The 21,842-nt window shown below is 54.7% G+C and carries 14 protein-coding genes; 10 read left to right on the top strand and 4 right to left on the bottom strand.

Annotation, left to right across the window (positions count from 1 at the left end; translation table 11 throughout):
* The first annotated feature begins 6 nt into the window (after positions 1-6).
* From hutU to ftcD, 8 genes are all read left to right on the top strand, one after another.
* The gene (gene hutU, locus IEY39_RS03365; RefSeq protein WP_188928523.1) at positions 7-1,686 is read left to right on the top strand and encodes a urocanate hydratase; all 1,680 of its coding nucleotides are present in this window, start codon (positions 7-9) and stop codon (positions 1,684-1,686) included.
* A gap of 210 nt (positions 1,687-1,896) precedes the next feature.
* A complete protein-coding gene (locus tag IEY39_RS03360; protein ID WP_188928521.1) occupies positions 1,897-2,790 on the top strand; it encodes a LamG-like jellyroll fold domain-containing protein in 894 nt (297 codons plus the stop codon).
* Positions 2,791-2,930: 140 nt separating this feature from the next.
* Positions 2,931-3,833 carry a LamG-like jellyroll fold domain-containing protein gene (locus tag IEY39_RS03355; protein ID WP_188928519.1) on the top strand — a complete coding sequence of 301 codons (903 nt, stop codon included), beginning with the start codon at positions 2,931-2,933 and terminating at the stop codon, positions 3,831-3,833.
* Positions 3,834-3,951: 118 nt separating this feature from the next.
* Positions 3,952-6,195: a bifunctional alpha,alpha-trehalose-phosphate synthase (UDP-forming)/trehalose-phosphatase gene (locus IEY39_RS03350; RefSeq protein ID WP_188928517.1), complete on the top strand. Its 2,244-nt coding sequence runs from the start codon at positions 3,952-3,954 to the stop codon at positions 6,193-6,195.
* Positions 6,182-7,960, top strand: coding sequence for a glycoside hydrolase family 15 protein (locus tag IEY39_RS03345; RefSeq protein ID WP_188928515.1), 1,779 nt, complete (start codon positions 6,182-6,184; stop codon positions 7,958-7,960). Before IEY39_RS03350 ends, IEY39_RS03345 begins: the two co-directional genes overlap by 14 nt.
* A 24-nt stretch (positions 7,961-7,984) precedes the next feature.
* Positions 7,985-9,235, top strand: coding sequence for an imidazolonepropionase (hutI, locus tag IEY39_RS03340; protein WP_188928513.1), 1,251 nt, complete (start codon positions 7,985-7,987; stop codon positions 9,233-9,235).
* Positions 9,232-11,142 (top strand): site-specific recombinase, encoded by a 1,911-nt coding sequence (locus IEY39_RS03335; protein ID WP_188928511.1) that lies wholly within the window; start codon positions 9,232-9,234, stop codon positions 11,140-11,142. The genes hutI and IEY39_RS03335 overlap by 4 nt, the downstream gene beginning before the upstream one ends.
* Before the next feature lie 43 nt (positions 11,143-11,185).
* Positions 11,186-12,838 carry a glutamate formimidoyltransferase gene (gene ftcD, locus IEY39_RS03330; protein ID WP_188928509.1) on the top strand — a complete coding sequence of 551 codons (1,653 nt, stop codon included), beginning with the start codon at positions 11,186-11,188 and terminating at the stop codon, positions 12,836-12,838.
* A gap of 1 nt (position 12,839) precedes the next feature.
* Here the strand turns inward: ftcD and IEY39_RS03325 are convergent, their stop codons facing one another.
* Together IEY39_RS03325 and abc-f are read right to left on the bottom strand one after the other, a co-directional pair.
* A complete protein-coding gene (locus IEY39_RS03325) occupies positions 12,840-15,092 on the bottom strand; it encodes a patatin-like phospholipase family protein (protein WP_188928507.1) in 2,253 nt (750 codons plus the stop codon).
* A gap of 10 nt (positions 15,093-15,102) precedes the next feature.
* Positions 15,103-17,055 (bottom strand): ribosomal protection-like ABC-F family protein, encoded by a 1,953-nt coding sequence (abc-f, locus tag IEY39_RS03320; protein ID WP_188928505.1) that lies wholly within the window; start codon positions 17,053-17,055, stop codon positions 15,103-15,105.
* A gap of 90 nt (positions 17,056-17,145) precedes the next feature.
* Between abc-f and IEY39_RS03315 the strand changes: the two genes are divergently transcribed.
* Positions 17,146-17,754, top strand: coding sequence for a DUF3347 domain-containing protein (locus tag IEY39_RS03315; protein WP_188928503.1), 609 nt, complete (start codon positions 17,146-17,148; stop codon positions 17,752-17,754).
* Positions 17,755-17,756: 2 nt separating this feature from the next.
* On the opposite strand, the gene IEY39_RS03310 is transcribed toward IEY39_RS03315, so the two are convergent.
* The gene (locus IEY39_RS03310; protein ID WP_188928502.1) at positions 17,757-18,599 is read right to left on the bottom strand and encodes a hypothetical protein; all 843 of its coding nucleotides are present in this window, start codon (positions 18,597-18,599) and stop codon (positions 17,757-17,759) included.
* A gap of 7 nt (positions 18,600-18,606) precedes the next feature.
* Complete coding sequence (locus IEY39_RS03305; protein WP_188928500.1) at positions 18,607-19,776, bottom strand: hypothetical protein; 1,170 nt, start codon at positions 19,774-19,776, stop codon at positions 18,607-18,609.
* A gap of 118 nt (positions 19,777-19,894) precedes the next feature.
* On the opposite strand from IEY39_RS03305, the gene thrS reads away from it, so the two are divergent.
* Positions 19,895-21,835, top strand: a complete 1,941-nt coding sequence (thrS, locus tag IEY39_RS03300) for a threonine--tRNA ligase (RefSeq protein ID WP_188928498.1) — start codon at positions 19,895-19,897, stop codon at positions 21,833-21,835.
* Positions 21,836-21,842: the final 7 nt, after the last annotated feature.

The raw sequence follows: 21,842 nt of genomic DNA, 5'->3' as shown, positions 1-21,842 counted from the left end.
GCCGCCATGAATACGGTTTCCTATCAACGTTATGACCCGGTGAAATACAGGACCCCCAGGGGGACACAACTCACCTGCAAAGGCTGGATACAGGAAGCGGCCTTGCGGATGCTGCTGAACAATCTCGACCCCGAAGTGGCCGAGCGGCCGGACGAACTCATTGTATATGGCGGCCGCGGGAAGGCGGCCCGCAATTTCGAAGCCCTGGATAACATCATCCGGCTGTTGAAAGGACTCGAATCGGACGAGACGCTGCTGATCCAGAGCGGTAAACCGGTGGGCGTTCTCCGTACCCACCCCGACGCACCGCGCGTACTGCTGTCCAATTCCCAGTTGGTACCCAAATGGGCCGACTGGCAACATTTCGACGAGCTAGAGAAGAAGGGCCTGATGATGTATGGCCAGATGACGGCAGGGTCGTGGATCTACATCGGAAGCCAGGGTATCGTACAGGGAACTTATGAGACCTACGCTGCCGCGGCGGCAAAGCATTTCAAGGGGTCGCTGCGGGGGACGCTCAATGTTACCGCCGGCCTTGGGGGCATGGGTGGGGCCCAGCCGCTGGCCATCACTATGAATGAAGGCGTCGCCCTTATTGCGGAAGTGGAGGAATGGCGAATCGACAAGCGGCTGGAGACGCGATATCTTGACCGAAAGATGATGGACATTGATTCGGCCATCGATCTCGCGCTGGCCGCCAGGACTCGAGGCGAACCGCTATCTATCGGGGTTCACTGTAATGCTGTCCACCTTCTCGAGCGCCTGTTGGAGCGCAACTGCATTCCCGACACGCTCACCGACCAGACCTCTGCCCACGACCCGCTGATCGGCTACTGGCCGCATGAGCTTTCCTATGAGCAGGCCACTGTTCTGCGCCGGGAGAACCCGCAGCAATATATCGATTATGCCTACAGGAGCATGCGCCGTCATGTGGAATGCATGCTCGAACTGCAATCCCGGGGCGCCATCACTTTCGACTATGGCAATAACCTGAGGGCGCGGGCAAAAGAACAGGGATTGGCCAATGCCTTTGACTTCCCGGGTTTTGTACCGGCGTATATCCGGCCGCTTTTCTGCGAAGGAAAGGGCCCCTTCCGCTGGGCGGCGCTCAGCGGCGACCCGGCCGATATTGCTGTGACTGACGAGGTCGTTTCCAGGCTTTTTCCAGACAATGTATCGTTGCAACGGTGGCTGAAACTGGCAAAGGAAAAGATCGCCTTCCAGGGGCTGCCGGCCCGCATCTGCTGGCTTGGCCAGGGGGAAAGGGAAAAAGCCGGGCTTGCGTTTAACGAACTGGTACGCACAGGCGCGGTAAAAGCGCCCATCGTCATTGGCAGGGACCACCTGGATACCGGCTCTGTGGCTTCGCCAAACCGGGAAACGGAAGCGATGCTGGACGGCAGCGATGCCGTAGCCGACTGGCCCTTGCTGAATGCACTGGTCAATACGGCCGGCGGGGCGTCCTGGGTAAGCCTGCATCATGGTGGAGGGGTAGGGATGGGATATAGCATTCACGCCGGTATGGTCATCGTAGCGGATGGTACGCCTGCAGCGGCGGCCCGTCTTGGCCGCGTACTGCGCAACGACCCCGGCATGGGGGTAATCCGGCACGCTGACGCAGGCTATGAAGTTGCCAGGGACACCGCCCGCCGGCATGGCCTGGACCTGGGCGAACGGCTGAAATGACCATGGCGGTAACACGGTTATGGGTGCATAATGCACGCTTATTCTGTAAATAACACGTTGGTGAAACGGTGTTTTATATATTAAGGCATTTTGTAGTTTTGGTGGGTAATATGCTTTTCCATTAGCTATTATACCTCCTAATTAATCTGAAGAAAGGGCCCCCATCAGGGGGTTTTTTCATAATTTGACAACTAATAACTTATAACTACCATGAATCGTATGAAAATCCTTTCCGCAGCCGCAGCTCTATGCTTCTGCCTCTTGGTCTTTTTCTTTGGCTGTACAAAGAACCCCGGAGAAACACCGCCGGTTCACGACACGGTGACGGTCGTCAAGAATGATACCATCATTAAGAATGATACTATCTACGGCACCAAGCCCGATTCAACTGTCAACCTGACCAAGGGCTTGTTGCTTTATCTGCCCTTCACGGGAAATATCAACGATTCCAGCGGCAACAACAACCCCACCGTTGCCGTCGGTTCTGTGTTGACGTATGACGCCCATGGATATGCCAACAGCGCTTTCGGCTCCAATGGCAGCCAAAAGATCTATGTCACCAACAACGGGTCTATAAAATTCGACACGGCCTGGGCCATCTCGCTAGGGTTTATGGTGAATGATTCCCGGCCCGAAACCTATATCAGCATGGTCGACCCGGCTACCGGTTATGGCCCGAGCTTTAATTTCGGGAACACCCTGGCTACCCTGCCTTACCTGGCTTGCGGCTCGGGGGACATCACCCTTGGCTGCAATAACTACGGTCCCGTCAACAACTACAACATCACCGACTCCACCAACTTCATTCCCGTTGCGGGCAGCTGGTACAATGGTATCGTTATTTATCATAAGGGTACGTTGCAGACCTATATCAACGGGACATTAATCTCCACAAAGGTGGGGGCCGGTACCCAGGCTGAATTGTGCCCGGCTTCAAAGGTCATCATCGGCGCCTGGTGGGATGGCGGCCCGCAGGGCTTAAACGGCAAGCTGGATAACATCCGCCTGTACAACCGCGTCCTCACTCCGCATGAGATCGCAGTGTTGTCGAGCAGTTACCAGGTTACTTCCAACAGTCTGCGGCCGGGTCTGCGCTCGCATTGACGCGCGTAAACGGTCGGATCGACACACTTATCTTAGTAGATGACGCGGTTGTTCCTTTAGAAGACACGGTTGTTGCTTCGGGTTGCATCTTAAGGGGATTTGTATTAGGTTTGGCACTAATAACTTAACTGATAACCTTTATGAAACGTACTAAAATCCTGTCCGTAACCATCATCAGTGGTCTCATCCTACTGGTTTTTTCCATTGCCTGTAACAAAAACCCCGTTACGCCGCCGGTGCATGATACCGTGACTGTCATCAAGAATGACACAACAACATTGACCGACACGTTGTATGCTTCGAAGCCGGACTCTACCGTGAATCTTAAGAAGGGGCTGCTGCTCTATCTGCCTTTCACGGGAAATATGGCCGACTCCAGCGGGAATGGCAATCCGACCACGCCCCTCAATGGAGCAAGTCTGACGTATGACGAGCATGGGTATGCCAAAAATGCTTTTGGCGCCAATGGGACCAACCAGGTGCTCCTTGTTACGAACAATGGTTCCATCAAATTCGATACGGCATTTAGTACTTCCCTGGATTTCATGACGGTGGATGAATCCGTACGGCATGATTACCTGAGCATGATCGACTGGAACACCGCGCTGGGACCTTCGTTCGAGTACGGGAACAATATACCGTCCGCTCCCTCCATTCTGCTTAATGGGGTCTCCGACGTTACCCTCGGCTGTAGCAACTATGCGGTCAACACTACAGCGGATGTCGCCGACTCCACCGGGTTCACCCCTCAACTCGATCGTTGGTACAACCTGATCGTCATCTACCACCGGGGGACGATACAGACCTATATCAACGGTCATCTCCTTTCTTCAAAGACCGGCACCGGCACTGCTGCATTGCTTTGTCCCGCATCCCAGGTCGTTGTCGGCGGCTGGTGGGTCAACGACCCGGTGAACCTGGATGGAGCAGTAGACAATATCCGGATGTATAACCGTGTCCTCACCCCCCACGAGATCGCTGCTTTGTCGGCAAACTACCAGGTTACCTCCAACAGCCAGCGCCCGGGTCTGCGCACCCATTGACGCGCGCAACAATTTGTTCAGAGAGCCGCCCGCACGGGCGGCTCTTTTATTTCTGGCCCATTCTTGGCCCTATTGTTGAATAGAGGCAAAATGAACCTCCCGAACAAAGGAACCTCTTATGGGCCGATTAATCATCATATCCAACCGTCTTCCCTTCTCCCTGGATAAAGAGGGGGATAAGGTGAATCTTCGACAAAGCTCCGGCGGATTGGTCTCTGCGATAAAAAGCTATTTCGAGAATGCCTCGGCCCAACGACCGGAAATAACGGGGAAAATGTGGGTGGGTGTAGCGGATTTTCCCCAGGAAGACTGGGACCAGCTGGTCGCGGCCAAGGCCGCGGAACAGGATTTCGGCATCCTCCCTGTTTTTGTTGATAAAGAACTGTACGACAACTATTACAACGGCTTTTCCAACTCCGTTTTGTGGCCGCTGTTCCATTATTTCAACTCCCTGGCCAACTATGAATCCCAGTTTTTCGACGCCTATGTACAGGTGAATCAATTGTTCGCCGAAAAGCTCATCCCCTTGCTCGAGCCGGACGACCAGGTGTGGATACATGACTATCAGCTGATGATCCTGCCGCATCTGCTGCGGGCGAAAAAGCCTGATGCGACCATCGGTTTCTTCCTCCATATTCCCTTCCCGTCTTACGAGATCTTCCGGCTACTGCCCACCGAATGGAAAAAAATACTCCTTCAGGGCGTGATGGGCGCCGATCTCATCGGGTTTCATACCTATGATTATGTACAGCATTTCCTTCATTCGGTGAAAATGCTCCTGGGTGTCGACAGCTATTTTCACAACCTGCAATACCAGGACCGGCTTGTCCGCATCGATCTCTTCCCCATCGGCATCGACTATAACAAATTCCACCAGACGGTTGCAGACCCCGAGGTGGAGGAACTGCGCAATAACATCCAAGCTAATTTTGGCGATAAGAAGATCATTTTTTCCGTCGACCGGCTCGATTATACAAAAGGGTTGATGCACCGGCTCAGCGGCTTCGAGTACTTCCTGGACCGCTATCCCGAATGGAAGGAGAAAATGGTCTTTATCCTCAATATAGTACCGTCCCGGGACACGATACCGGCCTACAACGAACGGAAAAGAATGATCGAGGAAAAGATCGGTACGTTGAATGGCCGGTTCTCCACCATCGCCTGGCAGCCCGTCATCTACCGGTATACTCATCTTTCCTTTAAAGAGCTGATCGCGCTGTACCAGGCGGCGGATGTGGCCCTTATCACCCCGCTGCGCGATGGGATGAACCTCGTTGCCAAGGAATATGTGGCCAGCAGCCTGGGAAAGGGAGTCCTGATCCTGAGCGAACTGGCCGGCGCCGCCAGCGAATTGAGCGAGGCCATCCTCGTGAACCCCACCGACACTTCCGATGTGGCTTCTTCCATTACCCGCGCCCTGGCCATGCCCCTTTACGAGCAGCGCAACCGCATTTCCCTGATGCAACGGCGTATCCAGGAGTATGATGTCTTTAAATGGGTGAACGATTTTATAGATCAATTAGCACAGGTGAAACAGGAACAGCAGAAACAGAAAGTAAAGCTGCTGGATGACAAAGTGATCACCCTCATCCACAAGCGCTATGAACGAAGCCATAACCGCTGTCTGCTGCTCGACTACGACGGTACCCTGGTCCCCTTCTCCCGTATCCCATCGGAAGCAGCCCCTGACAATGCAGTGAAAGAGTTACTTTCCCGGCTGTCTTCCGACGCTAAAAATCATGTAGTCGTCATCAGCGGCCGCGACGTATCATCGCTCGACCGCTGGCTTGGTGAATATAACATTACGCTGGTGGCCGAGCATGGAGCCAGCTTCAAGATGCGGGGCGAAACCTGGCAGCAGATGGTGTCCGTATCCGATTTGTGGAAGGATGAGATCCGCCGCATCATGCAGCTCTTCGTCCTTCGCTGCGCCGGTTCCTTCATCGAAGAAAAGACGAATACCATTGCCTGGCACTACCGGAATACCCAGACCGGTCTTGGCTTTTCGCGGAGCCGGGAATTGCTCAACACCCTTTCCCAACTCATCCAGAACACCACCTTACAAGTGGTAGACGGCAATAAGGTGGTGGAGGTACGCATCTCCGGATTCGACAAAGGTGCTACCGCTTTAAAGATCGTGGGGGAGATGGACCCCGACTTTGTGCTGTGCATCGGTGACGATACCACAGATGAAGATATGTTCAAGGCGCTGGAAGGAGAGGCTTATACTATAAAGGTGAATAACGGCGCTTCGGCGGCTCAATATACTATCCTGTCGCAGCAGCAGGTATTACCCATATTGAATACCCTGACCAGTGAGCCGCAGGTTCAGCTCCCCGAGAAAAAGTATGCCGATTCATAAATACAACATGGGGGTCATTGGTAATTGCTCTTACCTGGCCTATATCGACACCATGGCGGATGTCAAATGGATGTGCCTTCCGAGATTCGACAGCAGCTTTCTCTTCGGCTCGCTGCTCGACGAGGAAAACGGCGGTCATTTTTCCATCCGCCCCACCCATGAGGGCTATAGTTCGCGACAATATTACATTACCAATACCAATGTGCTTTGCACGGAATTCACGTGTAACGACGGCCGCTTTCTCGTAAAGGACTGTGCGCCCAGGATGCGTATCTACGAACGGCAGTTTCGGCCGCTTATGCTGGTGAGGAAGATAGAGTGGCTGGAAGGCTCTCCGGCCATCACCGTCTGCTGCCAGCCCAGGGGTGATTATGGAAAGATCGTTCCCGAGTCGGTTATCGCCAGCAATCACATCCGTTTTCTTAACCTGGAACAACAAGTACGCCTTACCACCGATGTCCCGCTTATTTATGTCCAGAAAGGAAAGTCTTTTATCCTCGACCAGGACCGGTATTGTGTTCTCACCTATGGTGAGCCGCTGGAAGCTCCTTTGAAGGAGACGGCGGAGGGGTTTATCCGCAAGACAACGGAAGACTGGCAGACCTGGGTGAAGAGCTGTTATCTGCCGGATATCTACCAGGACGAGATCATCCGTTCGGCTCTCGTGCTAAAACTGCATCAGTACGAAGACACCGGTGGCATCATCGCTTCGGGTTCTACCAGCCTCCCGGAATTCCATGACAGCACCCGCAACTGGGATTACCGCTATTGCTGGTTTCGCGATGCGCACTATACCCTGCGGGCCTTTAACCAGATCGGGCACTTTGAAGAGCTGGAAAAATACTTCGATTACATCTACAACATCCTGGTGAATTCTACCGACTCCCTGCAGCCGCTGTATTCCATTGCGGGCGATAGAAAGCTCTTTGAGGTGAGCCTCGATCTCCCCGGCTACCAGGGCAATAAGCCGGTGCGGATAGGGAACAAGGCCTACATCCAGTCCCAGCATGATGTATACGGACAAGTGCTGGTCAGCCTGCTGCCCCTGTATACGGACAAACGGATCATCTTCCAGAAAAAGAGCAGCTATAAGAAGATCGTTCCGTGGCTGCTGGCGCAGATAGAGCGTACCCTGGGTACACCCGACTCGGGTCTCTGGGAATTCCGCAACGAAGTACAGGTGCACACCTACTCGCTGCTGTTCCAGTGGGCCGGGGCGAAGGCGGCCCATAAGATCGCCGCCATCTTTAGCGACCAGGAACTGATGCGAAAGGCCCTGCGACTGGCTGAGGCGGCCGACAAACTGATGGATAAAGCCTATGATCCCCGCCGCCGGTTGTATACGCAGGCCATCGGCTCGGCAAACCTCGATGCCGGTACGCTGGCAATGATCACGATGGATTATCTCGACCACGACGGCGACAAGGCCAAAAACCATATTGCTGCCCTGGAAAAAGAGCTGCTGACGGACAACGGCCTCTTCTACCGCTACAAACACTACGATGACATCGGTTTCCCCGAGAGCACTTTCCTGGTGTGTGCCTTCTGGTATGTCGACGCGCTGGCCTGTGTGGGCCGGCTTGATGACGCCATTCGCAACCTCGACCAACTGCTCACCTTTAGCAACCACCTGGGCATCTATAGCGAAGATGCTACACCCGACGGGTCGCAATGGGGCAACTTCCCACAGACCTATAGTCATGTCGGCCTCATCAATGCGGCCTGCCGCATCGGACGGAAAATGGACAAGGCGGATTTTTTATGATGCCTGAAAAATGTATCTTGGGGCATGGCATCGAAGCTCATATTCAATATCCGGCAATTGGCGGGCGCCCGCGGGGAGACACACCCGCTGCGCGGGGGAGAGCTTGCTCAACTACCCTTCATCGACTATTCCTGGCTCCATATAGAAGACGACCGGATTGCCGCCTTCGGCCCCATGCGTGCCCTGCCGCCTGACCTGGCCCTGCTTGCCGGTACCCCGGCCGGCATCGATGCCTCCGGTTGTTTTGTCCTTCCCGCCTGGTGCGACAGCCATACTCACCTCGTTTTCGCGGGTAGCCGGGAGTCGGAGTTCGTCGATAAGCTAAAGGGGCTCAGCTATGCGGAGATCAACGCCAAAGGAGGGGGTATCCTGCATTCCGCGCGCCGGCTTGCCCAAACATCGGAAGACGAGCTGTTTGCCGGCGCCTGGCAGCGATTGCAAGACCTTTCCCGGCTGGGCACCGGGGCCATCGAGATAAAAAGCGGTTATGGTCTGACGGTAGAAGGTGAGCTGAAGATGCTGCGGGTCATCAAAAAGCTGAAACAACGATCCCCGCTTTCCATAAAGGCGACCTTTCTGGGGGCGCATGCCTACCCGGAGGATTATCGAAACGATCACCAGGGCTATATCGATCTGCTCATCCGGGAGATGCTGCCCGCCATCGCCGGTGAAGGGCTGGCCGATTATATCGACGTGTTTTGTGAAGAGGGTTTTTTTAGCCCTGCCGAGACCGAAACGATCGTGCGGGCAGGACTTCGTGCCGGGCTGCGGCCGAAAATTCATGCAAACCAGTTGCACCTTTCGGGTGGAGTACAGACGGGCGTGCGGCTGGGCGCCTTGTCAGTCGATCACCTCGAGACTATGGACGAGGACGCTATCGCCACGCTTGCTTCCTCGCCCACCATCGGCACGCTGCTACCTACCGCTGCCTTCTTTCTACGCATGCCTTTCCAACCTGCCAGAGCCCTGATCGATGCCGGTTGTGCGATTGCGCTGGCATCGGACTTCAACCCGGGTTCGTCGCCAAGCGGCAACATGAACCTGGTGGTGGCGATGGCCTGCACCGGCATGCGGATGCTGCCCGAAGAAGCGATCAATGCGGCTACTCTCAACGGAGCCTATGCCATGTCCCTGGGTGACAGTCTTGGCAGCATCACCCCGGGAAAAATTGCCAACCTGATCATTACCCGGCCGGTGCCTTCGCTGGCCTATCTGCCTTATGCCTTTGGGTCTAACCTCATCGATCAGGTGATGATAAAAGGAGAATTCATATGACAGGCCTGGACTTCCTGGTGTCGTTCTTTTCCGGTATCCGGCCGCATCGAGGCCACCGCAATGCGGCGGCCAACCTTGAGGCTGCGACTGCCAGTCTGCAACAAGATGCCGTCATGCTGGACAACCTCCGTCGTGCCATCCTCTCTCAATTGGTGCAGACCGATCTATCCTCGGCCCTCATGGAAAGCGGCATCCCGCTGGCGCGCGGTTTCTGGCAGGAGCTGTTTGGCCGGCTGCGGCACAAGCTGCTGCCACCTCTCCAGCCGGAGAATGATTTCCTCTACGTGCTCAACCGGGTCTTCTTCCGCAGCCGTGATTATCTATGGGTGGAAGATATCCCCCGGGCGGACTGGATCGCCTTCTTCGAGCTTCTCGGCCTGTTCATGCATATCGACGACCGACGCATCCTCCGGCAGCTGTCGCTCTCGCTGAATACCCTTTCTTTCCAGGTGGCGCAGCTGGGCCTGGAGAAGGACGTGCTGCAGTACATTCCCGAAGTCTACCGGGAAGAGAACCCTTTCGTCGAACAGCACGATCTCCTTAAAGACCTGTCGGCGCTGAAACAGGTTATCGGCCGGTGTTATGCCTGTATCGATCATATCCGGGATAACCATTCCGTCAACGGCGCCAGCCTTCACCAGACCTATATCCTGCTGCTGCTGGCCAACCGGCTCGATCGGATGACGATACTGGTCGATCTGCTGGATGAGGACAAGACCTTCGATACGGGTAAATTCGTGGACTTCTTCCGGATGCTCATCCGCTATGAGAACCGCAAGAATAGCATCCTCGAATTCACGTCCCAGTCGCTGGGTTACCTGGCCTACCAGATAGCCGAACACAAGGGGGCGAAAGGAAGCAAATACATCACTTCCACCTGGCCGGAATACCGGGCCATGTTGCGAAGCGCCATGGGAGGCGGCGCCTGGATCTGTTTCACCGTGCTGGTGAAGAACCTGCTGACGCGCCTGCCGATGGCCGTTTTCTGGCATGGCTTCGCCTACAGCATCAACTATAGCCTGGGCTTTATCCTCATCGAGGAGACCGGCACCACGCTGGCGACCAAGCAGCCTGCTTTCACTGCGAGTGCGGTGGCCAGTTCGCTCGACACCCGGAAGAATGCGCATCAGCCCAATCTCTACAATTTAGCCGTTACCGTCGCCAAGGTAAGCCGCAGCCAGTTCGCCTCTTTTGCCGGCAACCTCATCGTCGTCTTCCCCGGGGCCTGGCTGGTGGCCTGGGGATATGACAACATCTTTGGAAAGAAGCTCGTGTCGGGCGACGCGGCCCGGAAAATGCTACAGGACCAGCATCCCTGGGAGAGTTTTTCGCTGTTATATGCCTGCAATGCAGGGGTGTTCCTCTTTCTCAGCGGCATCATCGCGGGCTATGTCCAGAACAAGATTCGTTATAGCCATATCAGCCGGCGGCTGCAAACCCATCCCGTTCTCCGGCTCTCCATGCCCGAAAAACGGTTGAAAAGGGTTGCCGGCTACGTGGAAAAGCATGCCGGCGCCCTTGCCGGCAACATCAGCCTTGGGTTCTTTCTCGGGATGGCGGGTTTCTTTGGCGAGATCTTCGGTATCCATTTTGACATCCGCCACATCACCATTTCATCCGGCAATACCTCGCTGGCGGTGTACGGCCTGGGCTTTCAGCAGCTGGACCCCTGGTATCTGGCTACTGTGATCATCGGGGTGCTGGGAATCGGCTTCTGCAACTTCCTGGTTAGCTTTTCTCTCGCCTTCATCGTTGCCGTCCGCAGCCGTGGGGTCCGGTTGCGCGAGTATCCCGAATTCCTGGGCATCCTCTGGCGGTATTTTAAAAAGTATCCGCTGGATTTTATCCGGCCCAGGAGGCGGTCCGGAAAGAAAGAGGAGACCCCGGCGGTTGCCGAGGCGCATTAAGCTAGTTTTTCCTAATTTGCCGCCCAAAATCGACGACTACCATATGGAGCCCATCATCGAATGTGTACCGAATTTCAGCGAAGGCCGTAATCCCGAAATAATAAAACAGATTACCAACGAGATCGAATCGGTAGCCGGTGTCCGGCTACTGAATGTAGACCCGGGAAAAGCCACCAACCGCACGGTCGTCACCTTTGTCGGCAGCCCGCAGGCCGTTATTGACGCCGCTTTCCTGGCGATAAAACGCGCCGGAGAGGTGATCGACATGCGTTCGCACAAGGGCGAACACCCGCGCATGGGTGCTACCGATGTATGCCCGCTGATACCCATTGCGGGTATTACCATGGAGGAAACCGCCGTTTGGGCCCAACGACTGGCCAAACGAGTGGGGGAAGAACTGCATATCCCGGTCTACCTCTATGAAGCCGCGCAGCCCGACAAGAGCCGCAGCAATCTCTCCGTCATTCGTGCCGGCGAATACGAAGGGTTCTTTAAGAAGATCACCCTGCCGGAGTGGAAACCCGATTTCGGGCCTGCCGGGTTCGACGCCCGGCGTGGGGGCACTGTCATCGGCGCCCGCGACTTCCTCGTAGCGTATAATGTCAATCTCAATACTACTTCCCCCCGCCGTGCCAATGCCATTGCTTTTGATGTCCGGGAGGCCGGCAGGGTGATAAAAGAGGGTGAACAGCCGGTTCAGGTACCGGGTTCCTTAAGATCCGTGAAGGCCATCGGCTGGTTCATAGAAGAATATGGGATCGCGCAGATCTCCATGAATCTGACGAATATCCGGGTCACGCCGGTCCATATTGCTTTTGATGAGGTTTGTCGCAAAGCCGCGGAAAGAGGGATACGCGTCACCGGCAGCGAACTGGTGGGGTTGATACCACTGCAGTCCATGCTGGATGCGGGCCGTTATTTCCTGGAAAAGCAACAGCGCAGCACTGGCGTCTCCGAGAAGGAACTGATCCGGATAGCGATCCTATCGATGGGATTGGAGGATTTGGGGCCTTTTATCCCCGAAGAGCGGATCATCGAATACCAGTTGCGCAATCCTGCGGACGAAAAGTTGGTGCGGATGCCGCTGCGCGATTTTGCCGATGAGACCGCCAGTGAGAGCCCTGCGCCCGGCGGCGGCTCCATCTCCGCCTATGTCGGCGCTTTGGGTGCGTCCCTTGCGACGATGGTAGCCAATCTCTCTTCGCACAAGAAAGGGTGGGATAGCCGCTGGCGGGAATTCAGCGACTGGGCGCAAAAGGGACAGGGGTATAAGGATGAGCTGATCCGCCTGGTAGACGCCGATACCCGCGCTTTCAACGCCATCATGGCCGCCTTCGGATTACCAAAGGGCAATCCCACGGAAAAAGCCGCCCGGCACAGCGCCATCCAGGAGGCAACAAAGATGGCCATCGAAATTCCCTTCCGGGTAATGACCGTCGCGGCGGAAAGCATGGGGCTTATCAGGGCCATGGCCGAGACCGGTAATCCCAATTCCGTGTCCGATGCCGGGGTAGGGGCGGTGTGCGCCCGCGCGGCGGTGCTCGGCGCCTTTATGAATGTACGCATCAATGCCGCGGGCTATGAGGACAAGGCCTATGTGGTCGATATCCTGGCCAGGGGCAATGCGCTACAGGATGAGACCATCCGGGCCGAAGCAGCGATCCTGCAGCTCGTCAACGAAAAGATAGGGATGTAGCTCAGAAGGGGATGCCGATGTTGATATAACCGATGACCGTTCGCGACTGATCGGAATACATGGTGCTGAGTTCGAGCGGTCCGAGGGCGAAATTGTAGGTGAAGGTGAGGGCATAGCCCGAGAGGAAATCCGGGGTCGTAAAGAAGCTGCTCCTATCCAGGAAATTATTGAACAGCACATTGGCCCGGCCCGTGATCAGCACGTTATTGGTCAGCTGATAACGCAGGGCCAGCATTCCTTCGGCGATGCTGGCCGCATAGAACGTCCCTTCACGAAGTCCGGCGAAAGTCACCTGGTTGTGAAACTGGTCGGTCAATCCCCCGATGGAGAACTCATTCATGATATTGTTGTGATAGTGGAGATTGAGCCCACCCTGCAGGTGTACTTGAAGGGTATAGCGGCTGGCCAGCGGCAGGTATTGATCGAAGTTGACAAGAAAGCGTTCGTAGGGTACCGAGGAAAAGGTGGTGTCGCTGCGGGTGATGTTGGAAGCAAAATTATGCACTCTCGGGTTCTGCTCGAATACATGATCGGCCTCGCCTTCGAATTTCAATCCCCGGTGCGGGTAGAGGGGCCGGTCGAGCGTATTGCTGCGGATAAAGAAATAGCTGGTGAGGAAATTATTATGGCCTTTGAAGTCGAGACTGGAGGTGATAGAGGGGTCGTAGTCGATGTATTCCCACCTGGTACCGAGGCCAATGGTCAGGTCGCGGTTGGTGGAATAGCCGAAGTGGGCATCTCCCCGGAAATAGTTTTGGTCATACAGACCCGCCTCCTTGAAATTATTGTTATAGGTGGTGATCTTAAACTGATCCCACTGGGGACCTATTGTGAATGAGAAATTGGCCCGCCGGCTGAAATATTGCAGATGCTCTGCCCGGAATCGGAAATTCTGCCCGACATTGATCGTCGCCAGGCTGCGGGAAGTAGGCGTGAGGAAATTACGGGTGGTGAGGTTGAGGATGGCGCTGATGCCGCTAAACTGGTTATAGTTGAGCCCGAGCTTTGCAAAGGTGAGGGGATTTTCCTCCACGTCGAATGCGATATGGCTGGTGCTGTCGGACAGAGGGGTAAGGGCATAGGTGATGCGGTTGTAATAGCGTGTTCCAAAGGCACGTCTCACCATACGGGTGAGATTCTGTGCGCTGTAGGACCGATTGGGGTGCAGGTCCATGCTCTGAATAAAAAAGCCTTCGCTGGTGTTCTTTAGCCCTTTCACCTCGTAGGAAGATATCTTCACCGGGTGTACGACGGACAGCCGGTTCCTGACGATCTCCTGCTGTCCGTAGAGGGCATTCAGCGAATCCGCCATCGCTTTCAGCCGGGGATAGAGCAGCTGGCCCATGGCAACCCCCGAATCGATGATCTCACCTGCTTCTCCAAAATTGCCCATGCTGAACTTGTCCAGCGGCTGATGCACATAGATGGTACAGAGCGGTATCTGCGTCCGGGTGTCCGCCGCCTCACGGAAGAAGGCCACCTGCAACAATACCTGGAGGGCGTTAGTCACTTCCTCGGGGCTTCGCAGCGGGCCGGCTACATTACTTCCGATGATGATATTGGCGCCCATTTCCTTTACATCTCTCACCGGGAAATTCCGCACCACACCGCCATCCACCAGCTTCCGTTTGGCATAGCCCACGGCGGTGAAAACGGAAGGGATGGCCATGCTGCTTCGAATGGCCGAGACAATCTCGCCGGTGTCGAGAACGACCGCCTCTCCCGATGAGACATCCGTGGCGATGCATTTGAATGGAATAGGAAATTTAGAGAAATCCTTTATATCGCGTACAGGCTGGAATAGCTCAGCGAACTTCAGCCATAACTCCTGACCCTCGATAACCCCGGTGGCGAGGCGGAACCCGTGATTCACCCAGGGCAGCTCGATGTCATATCTGCCATATTCCCCCTTTTCATCCATGATCATGCTTCGCATGTAGGCTTGGTTGGATAGCAGGAGGTCCCAATCGATGCGGCGGGCGATCTTTTCGATGGAATCCGCGGAATAACCGATGGCATAGAGGGCGCCGATGATGCTGCCCATACTGGTGCCGGTGATATAATCGACCTTCAGTCCCGCGGAGTCGATGGCCTTGAGGATGCCGATGTGTGCAAGCCCCTTTGCGCCGCCGCCGCTGAGGACCAATCCAATTTTTGGTCTTGGTCCCTTTGGACTATCCTGACCAGTCTGGGCCAGCGCCCCACCGAGGGGCAACAACAGCAGGAGGACAATAAAAAGGGGGTGTTTTCTCATTAACGATGATTCAAAGGACCTTTTCCAACTCCACGATCTTCTCGAATACCTGCTCGTACTGGCGATTGGCTTTCTCCAGTTCGTCGCGTGTCTTTTTATAATCCGTCTCCGCTGCGACAAATTTGCTTTTATCTGAATACGTAGCAGGGTCGGCCAGGGATGCTTCGAGCTGATCTTTTTGCCGGGTGAGCGTTGCGATCTTCTGCTCCAGCTCCTGGAAGAGCCGTTGTTGTTTTTGAAGTTCCTTTTTTGCTTCCTTGTTGATAGGGGCAGGGGGTGGGGGAGGCTTCACGGGTTGTTCGGCTGCGGGGGGAGGCGGAGGGGCGGCCGCCGGCGTCTGCGCCTGTGCGGCTTTTGCTGCTATATTCCGTTCTTTCCATTCCACCCATTCCTCATAGGTTCCTTTGAATTCCCTGATGAGGTGGTCTTCTATCTCCCAGATCTTATTGGCTGTCTTTGAAATAAAATACCGGTCGTGGCTCACCAGCAGGAAGCTGCCTTCGTATTTATTCAGCGCCTCGATGAGGAGGTCGCAGGAATGCATATCCAGGTGGTTGGTAGGTTCGTCCAGCAGCAGGAAATTGGCCTTGCTGACGATGGTCTTGGCCAGGGCTACCCGGGCTTTCTCCCCACCGCTTAACACTTTGATCTTTTTTTCCACATCGTCTCCGCTGAACAGGAAACAACCCAGCAGCACCCGCAATTCGAGGTCGGTCTTCTGGCTGCCGCATAGTTGCATTTCTTCCAGCAGCGTATTGTTGACATCCAGCGCCTCCAGCTGGTGTTGCGCGTAAAAGCTTTCTTCAACGTTATGGCCCCAGACCCGTTCGCCCGCGAATGGCTCGGTTCCTGCGATCATCCGCAGAACAGTGGATTTTCCCTTTCCGTTGGCGCCGATGAGGGCGATCTTATCACCGCGGTCGATCTCGGCGGAGGCGTTCTCCACGATGCGGATCTTGCCAAAGTTCTTGGAGGCATTTCGCAACGTGGCCAGAATACGGCCAGGGGTCTTATCTACCCGAAAATTAATCTTTATATTCGGTCTTTCGATCTCGACGTCTTCGATGCGTTCGATCTTTTCCAATCTTTTCATCGCGCTTTGCGCAGCTGCCGCCTTTGTCGCTTTTGCTCTGAATCTTTCTATAAACCGCTCTTGCTGGCGGATATATTCCTGCTGGTTCTCATATGCGCGCTGCTGCAGCTCGACGCGCTGTACTTTTTCCGTCTCGTAGAAGCTGTAGTTGCCATTGTAGATGTGGAGCTCTTTCTGGTACAGCTCGACGATCTTGGTCACCATCCGGTTGAGGAAGTATTTATCGTGACTGACGATGATCACGCTACCCTGGTAGTGTTGGAGGTACTTCTCCAGCCATTCGATGGAAGGCAGGTCCATGTGGTTGGTCGGTTCGTCCAGCAGCAGCAGATCGGGTTTTTGCAAGATCATCTTGGCCAGCAGGACGCGCATGCGCCAGCCACCGCTGAATTCCCGAAAGGGCCGCCCGAGGTCGGCGTTATCGAAGCCAAGTCCCTGGAGGATCTCTTCTGTCCGATGGTGGATGGTATAGCCATCGAGGGTATCCATTTCATGCAGGGCATCCGTATATTGAATGAGAAGGTCATTGTTCTCATGGTCCTTCTCCAGCTGTTTGCCCAGCTCGTCGATCTCTTTTTCGAGTTGCAGGACGCGTTCGAAGGCAGTCATGGCTACTTCCACGATGGAGCCGTTGGTGTCGAAGCTCAGCAGGTCCTGGTGCAGATAGCCGATGGTAGTGGTACGGCTTTTCTCCACCGTGCCTTCGGAAGGCTGGTAGTCGCCGGCAAATAGTTTTAATAAGGTCGATTTCCCTGTACCGTTATAGCCGATAAGTCCGATGCGTTCGTTGGGTTGGATATGCCAGGTGGCGTTCTTTACGATGACCCGGGCCCCGAATTCAAAAGTTACGTTTTGCAGTCCTGCTAGCATGGGTGCAAAATTAACCTTCGGCGGGGATTCCCCCAAACGGCGTATGGTGTTGGAATCGTTAAATCCGTACCTTGCGTAAAAATCCGATCAATGAAGAAATTCATTCTGCTGGTCATCCTTTTCGTCATAGCCGGTTTTCTTGCCTATAAGTTGTTGTCCGATAAACCTGCCCGCCCGGCGGAACCTGCGGATAAGCCCCTGGCGATCTCGAAGAACTCCGGTGCATTCGATGCCGCTTTCGGCATATTGATGAATGACTATTTTGCCATGAGGGACGCGCTGGTGAACTGGGATACCCTGAAGGCCGACCAGGCCGCCTATGCGCTGGCGGGAAAGGCCGACAGCCTGCCGGTGAATTTAATGAAAGCGGACACCAATATCATCCTCACCGCCCGGAGCCTGGCTGCCAGCCTCAGCGGTGACGCAAAAGGGTTCGTCGGCGAAGCAGGCATCGAAGGCCGGCGGCAGTCTTTCAATATACTTACCGAAGAATTATACAATCTCGTCCGTGCTGTACGGTATGACGGGGAGACCACCTACCATCTGCGCTGTCCAATGGCCTTTAAGGATTCTATCGAAGGGTTCTGGCTGAGCAATTCCCGGGAGATCGTCAATCCCTACCTGGGCAACAAGCATCCTGGCTACGGACAAAAGATGCTGCATTGCGGGGATATCGTAGATTCCTTCCTCGCAAAATAGGCTCATGGCCGGTAGACAAACCGGACGGCGGCGCTTTTTTCCTCTGTAGAAGAAAGAAAAACCTCGAATTTCTGTGATCCTGCGGTCACCATCATCAGGGCCGTATTGGGCGGAATGTCGCCCAGGTTGTCGGCATACATCACCAGTTCGTAGGGAATATTGGGAAAAGCATTGAAATTTATGGTCAGCGGCCTGTCCGTCAGCATTTGCCGGTATAAGAGCAGTTTACCGTTGATCAGCACCGTTACGGTATCGTGATCGATAACCGCATCGTCATAGAGTTCGATCTTGATCTGCGAGCTGCTCACGGTCACCGTTTTCACCACCGCTTTCTGGCGCGGCTGGAGGTGCAGGGTAGCCTGCAAACCCGCCAGGGTGTCGTTCTGGTCGACGTCGACGGGGAAGTCGGATGCGGTGGCCTTTTGGAGTTTGATCTTCCCCGGGGGACAGATGAGATGCTTTTCCGAGTAGAAGCCTTTCCAGTCCCCGGTCAATTCTTCGATGGCGCCATTGCGGGTATAATCGAGGTCATAGGTCTTCATACAGGGCGAGCAGTCGCCAGGGATATCCGATTCCAGCACCCGGTCTTCAATCAGCACCAGCCGGTGCGTTTGCGCATTGTAGCGGCCCGTAAAGCTCATCTTTACAAAATGCGCTTTGTCATAGTAGTCATAGGCCTTTCCCGTGATGCGGTCGCCCGTAAAATTGATCTGCAGTTCAAGGAAATAGGTTGGATAACATCCACCCGGACCCTGGGTCAGCGTCCCCTTCCAGATGCCATTGAGGTCTTCTGCCTGTGAGCAAAGAGACAGTAATGATAACAATAGGATAAGAAGACGGGTCATACGCTGGCTATTTTTCATATTGAAACCTCACCACGGCGTTCTTTTGTTCGGTGGAAGTAATGCGCACCTCGTACTCCTTGTCTCCGGCTTTTACGATCATCAGAGAGGTGTTGGGCGGAATCGTCCCCTCGTTCTCCGCCACCATCACCACCTCATGGTAGTCGTTGGTCTCATCGAGATGGATGGTGACGATGAGGGGCTTGTCGGTGAGCATCGCATGGTTGATCACCTCCTTGTTGTCCAGGTAGACGGAGACGGTGTCGCCATCGATGACCCCGTCGTCATAAATGTTGAGGGTTACTTCGTTGGTATGGACGACGATGGTTTTGACCAGTTGGTTCTGGCGGTCGACCAATACCCGGGGGGCAATAGTCGGGAATTTCCGCCCGATGTTCGTAAGGTTGCTGTCCTTGCCGGCCTGGCGCACCCCTTCTTTTGCAATGTCAATCTTTGCGATCGGCGGGGTGCGGGTGGGCTGTTCGGTTTTTTTCACCGGTGTCTTTGTCTCGGGCGGGGTCGTCTTTGCCAGGGACTTTGCAGGTGTGGTAGAAGCAGTGCCGGCAGGCTTATGCAGCGGTGCGGCGGTGACTCCCGGCTTCGCCATGGGTTTTGTCAGCGGTTTGTGCAGGGCCACCTTGCTTCTTTCTTTTAGCGAATCGGCTTTGGCGATCTCCTTTTCCCGTTTGGCTACAAACGGCTCGGTATAAAAATCTGAGATCGGAACCTTGCGGAGAAAGACGGTGCCGCGGCCACAGTTGCTGGAATCCCGGGTATTCATGCTTACATAGGTTCCTTCCAGGAACTCGTCGTCCCCCGACTTGGTATACTGCAGAAAACAGGTCATGATACAGACATCGCCAAAGGAATTGCGCACTTCCAGCAGCTTGCCTTCCTGCAGCAACACCTTCGACGTCCGGACATTGACCGTCCCGGCCGCGGCAGCTTTGCCATAGAAGAAGGAGGAAAGATAGGAATAGGTCACCGCTTCGAAGGTTTTTTCGTGCTGGGCGACCTGTACTTCGAATTTATAACGGTCATCAAATATCGAAGACCGCAGCTGGGAGGCGTTGGACGACCGGAAATGGCCCTGCCAGATACCGGTGATGTTCTGAGCTTGCAGTGCGAGGGGAGTGAAAAACAAAAGCAAAAACGAAATCGACAGATTGAGTCTCCGCATATTCTACGAGGCGTTTTGTCCCAAATGGCAAATTATGCAAATAAATCCTTCCAACCCTTACCATTTGTAAAATAGGAGTAGTTCGCGGTTACCATTTGTTTGTTAAATTTGCACCCTTATGATCAAGATCACTTTTCCGGACGGTGCCGTCAGAGAATACGAAAACGGCATCACAGCATTAGAGGTCGCCAAATCCATCAGTGAAGGACTGGCGAAAAAAGTATTGGCCGCGAATGTAAATGGACAGGTGTGGGATGCCACACGTCCCCTCACGACAGATGCAACTCTGAAGCTGCTGACCTGGACGGATGAGGATGGGAAATCCACTTTCTGGCATTCTTCGGCGCACCTGCTGGCCGAGGCCGTAGAAGCCCTGTACCCGGGTGTCAAATTCTGGGTGGGCCCGCCGGTTGATGGCGGCGGGTTCTATTACGATATGGACCTGGGCGGGCGACAGATCACGGAAGACGATCTTCGCAAGCTGGAGGTGAAGATGGCCGAACTGGCAAAACAGAATGAAGTCTATCGCCGCAAGGAGATCAGCAAGGCGGATGCCATCCGGTATTTCACCGACAAGGGCGACGAATATAAATTAGACCTCCTGGAAAATCTCCAGGACGGGCAGATCACCTTTTATACCCAGGGTAATTTCACCGATCTCTGCCGGGGGCCGCATATCCCGAATACCGGATTTATCAAGGCGGTCCGGCTCACCAACATCGCCGGGGCCTACTGGAAGGGGGATGAGAAGAACAAGCAGCTGACCCGGGTGTACGGCGTTACTTTCCCATCGCAAAAAGAGCTCGATGAATACCTCCAGATGCTGGAGGAAGCGAAGAAAAGGGACCACCGCAAACTGGGGAAGGAGCTGGGCATCTTTACTTTTGATGAACAGGTGGGGCCGGGGCTCCCGCTTTGGATGCCCAATGGCGCGGTTATCATCGAGGAATTGGAAAAGCTGGCAAAGGATACCGAGGGAAGGGCCGGATATAAAAGGGTGGTCACGCCGAACATTGCCAAGGAAAGTTTGTATTTAACCAGCGGTCACCTGCCTTATTACCAGGACAGCATGTATCCGCCGATGGAACTGGAAGGGGAGAAGTATTACCTCCGGGCGATGAACTGTCCCCATCACCACAAGATCTTTGCCGCCGAGCAGCGGTCGTATAAGGACCTGCCTTACCGGCTGGCCGAATATGGAACCGTCTATCGCTATGAGCAGAGCGGGGAATTGTTCGGGCTGATGCGGGTACGGTGTTTGCATATGAACGATGCCCATATCTACTGCTCCCGGGAGCAGTTCTATGACGAGTTTCGGGGGGTTAACGAAATGTACCTCAAATATTTCAAGATCTTTGGCATCGACAAGTACGTAATGCGGTTCAGCACCCACGACCCGGCCAAACTGGGCCAGAAGTTCATCGACGAGCCGGAATTGTGGAAGGAAACCGAAGATCTGGTACGGGATGTGCTGATACGGACCAAGACTCCCTACGTGGAGGTACCCGGCGAGGGGGCGTTTTACGGACCGAAGATCGACGTGCAGATATGGAGTGCCATCGGCCGGGAGTTTACCCTGGCTACCAACCAGGTAGACTTTGCCCAGGGCCGGCGGTTCAACCTGCAGTTCACCAACAGGGACAACCATCCCGAGTCGCCGCTGATCATCCACAGGGCGCCCCTGGGGACGCATGAGCGGTTTATTGGTTTCCTTTTGGAGCATTATGCAGGAAAATTTCCGGTGTGGCTCGCGCCCTTGCAGGTGAAGGTCTTACCCATCACCGATAAGTCCCTCGAATATGCACAAAGTCTTTCCATTCTGCTGAAAAATGCAGATATTCGTGTAGAAGTCGACGACCGGAGCGAGAAGATAGGAAAGAAGATCCGGGATACCGAATTGGCCCGGGTTCCCTATATGCTTGTCGTCGGAGAAAAGGAGATGAGCGAGAACAAAGTCGCCGTGCGCCGCCAGGGAAAAGGTGACCTGGGGGTGAAAGGGATAGAGGAGTTCATCGCCGAGGTAAGAAAAGAGATAATCGAACGCGCCCCCAATCCCTAAGGGCGTC

The organism is Puia dinghuensis (assembly GCF_014642875.1).
GTDB lineage: Bacteria > Bacteroidota > Bacteroidia > Chitinophagales > Chitinophagaceae > Puia > Puia dinghuensis.
This window is presented reverse-complemented; position numbering and strand designations above follow the sequence as displayed.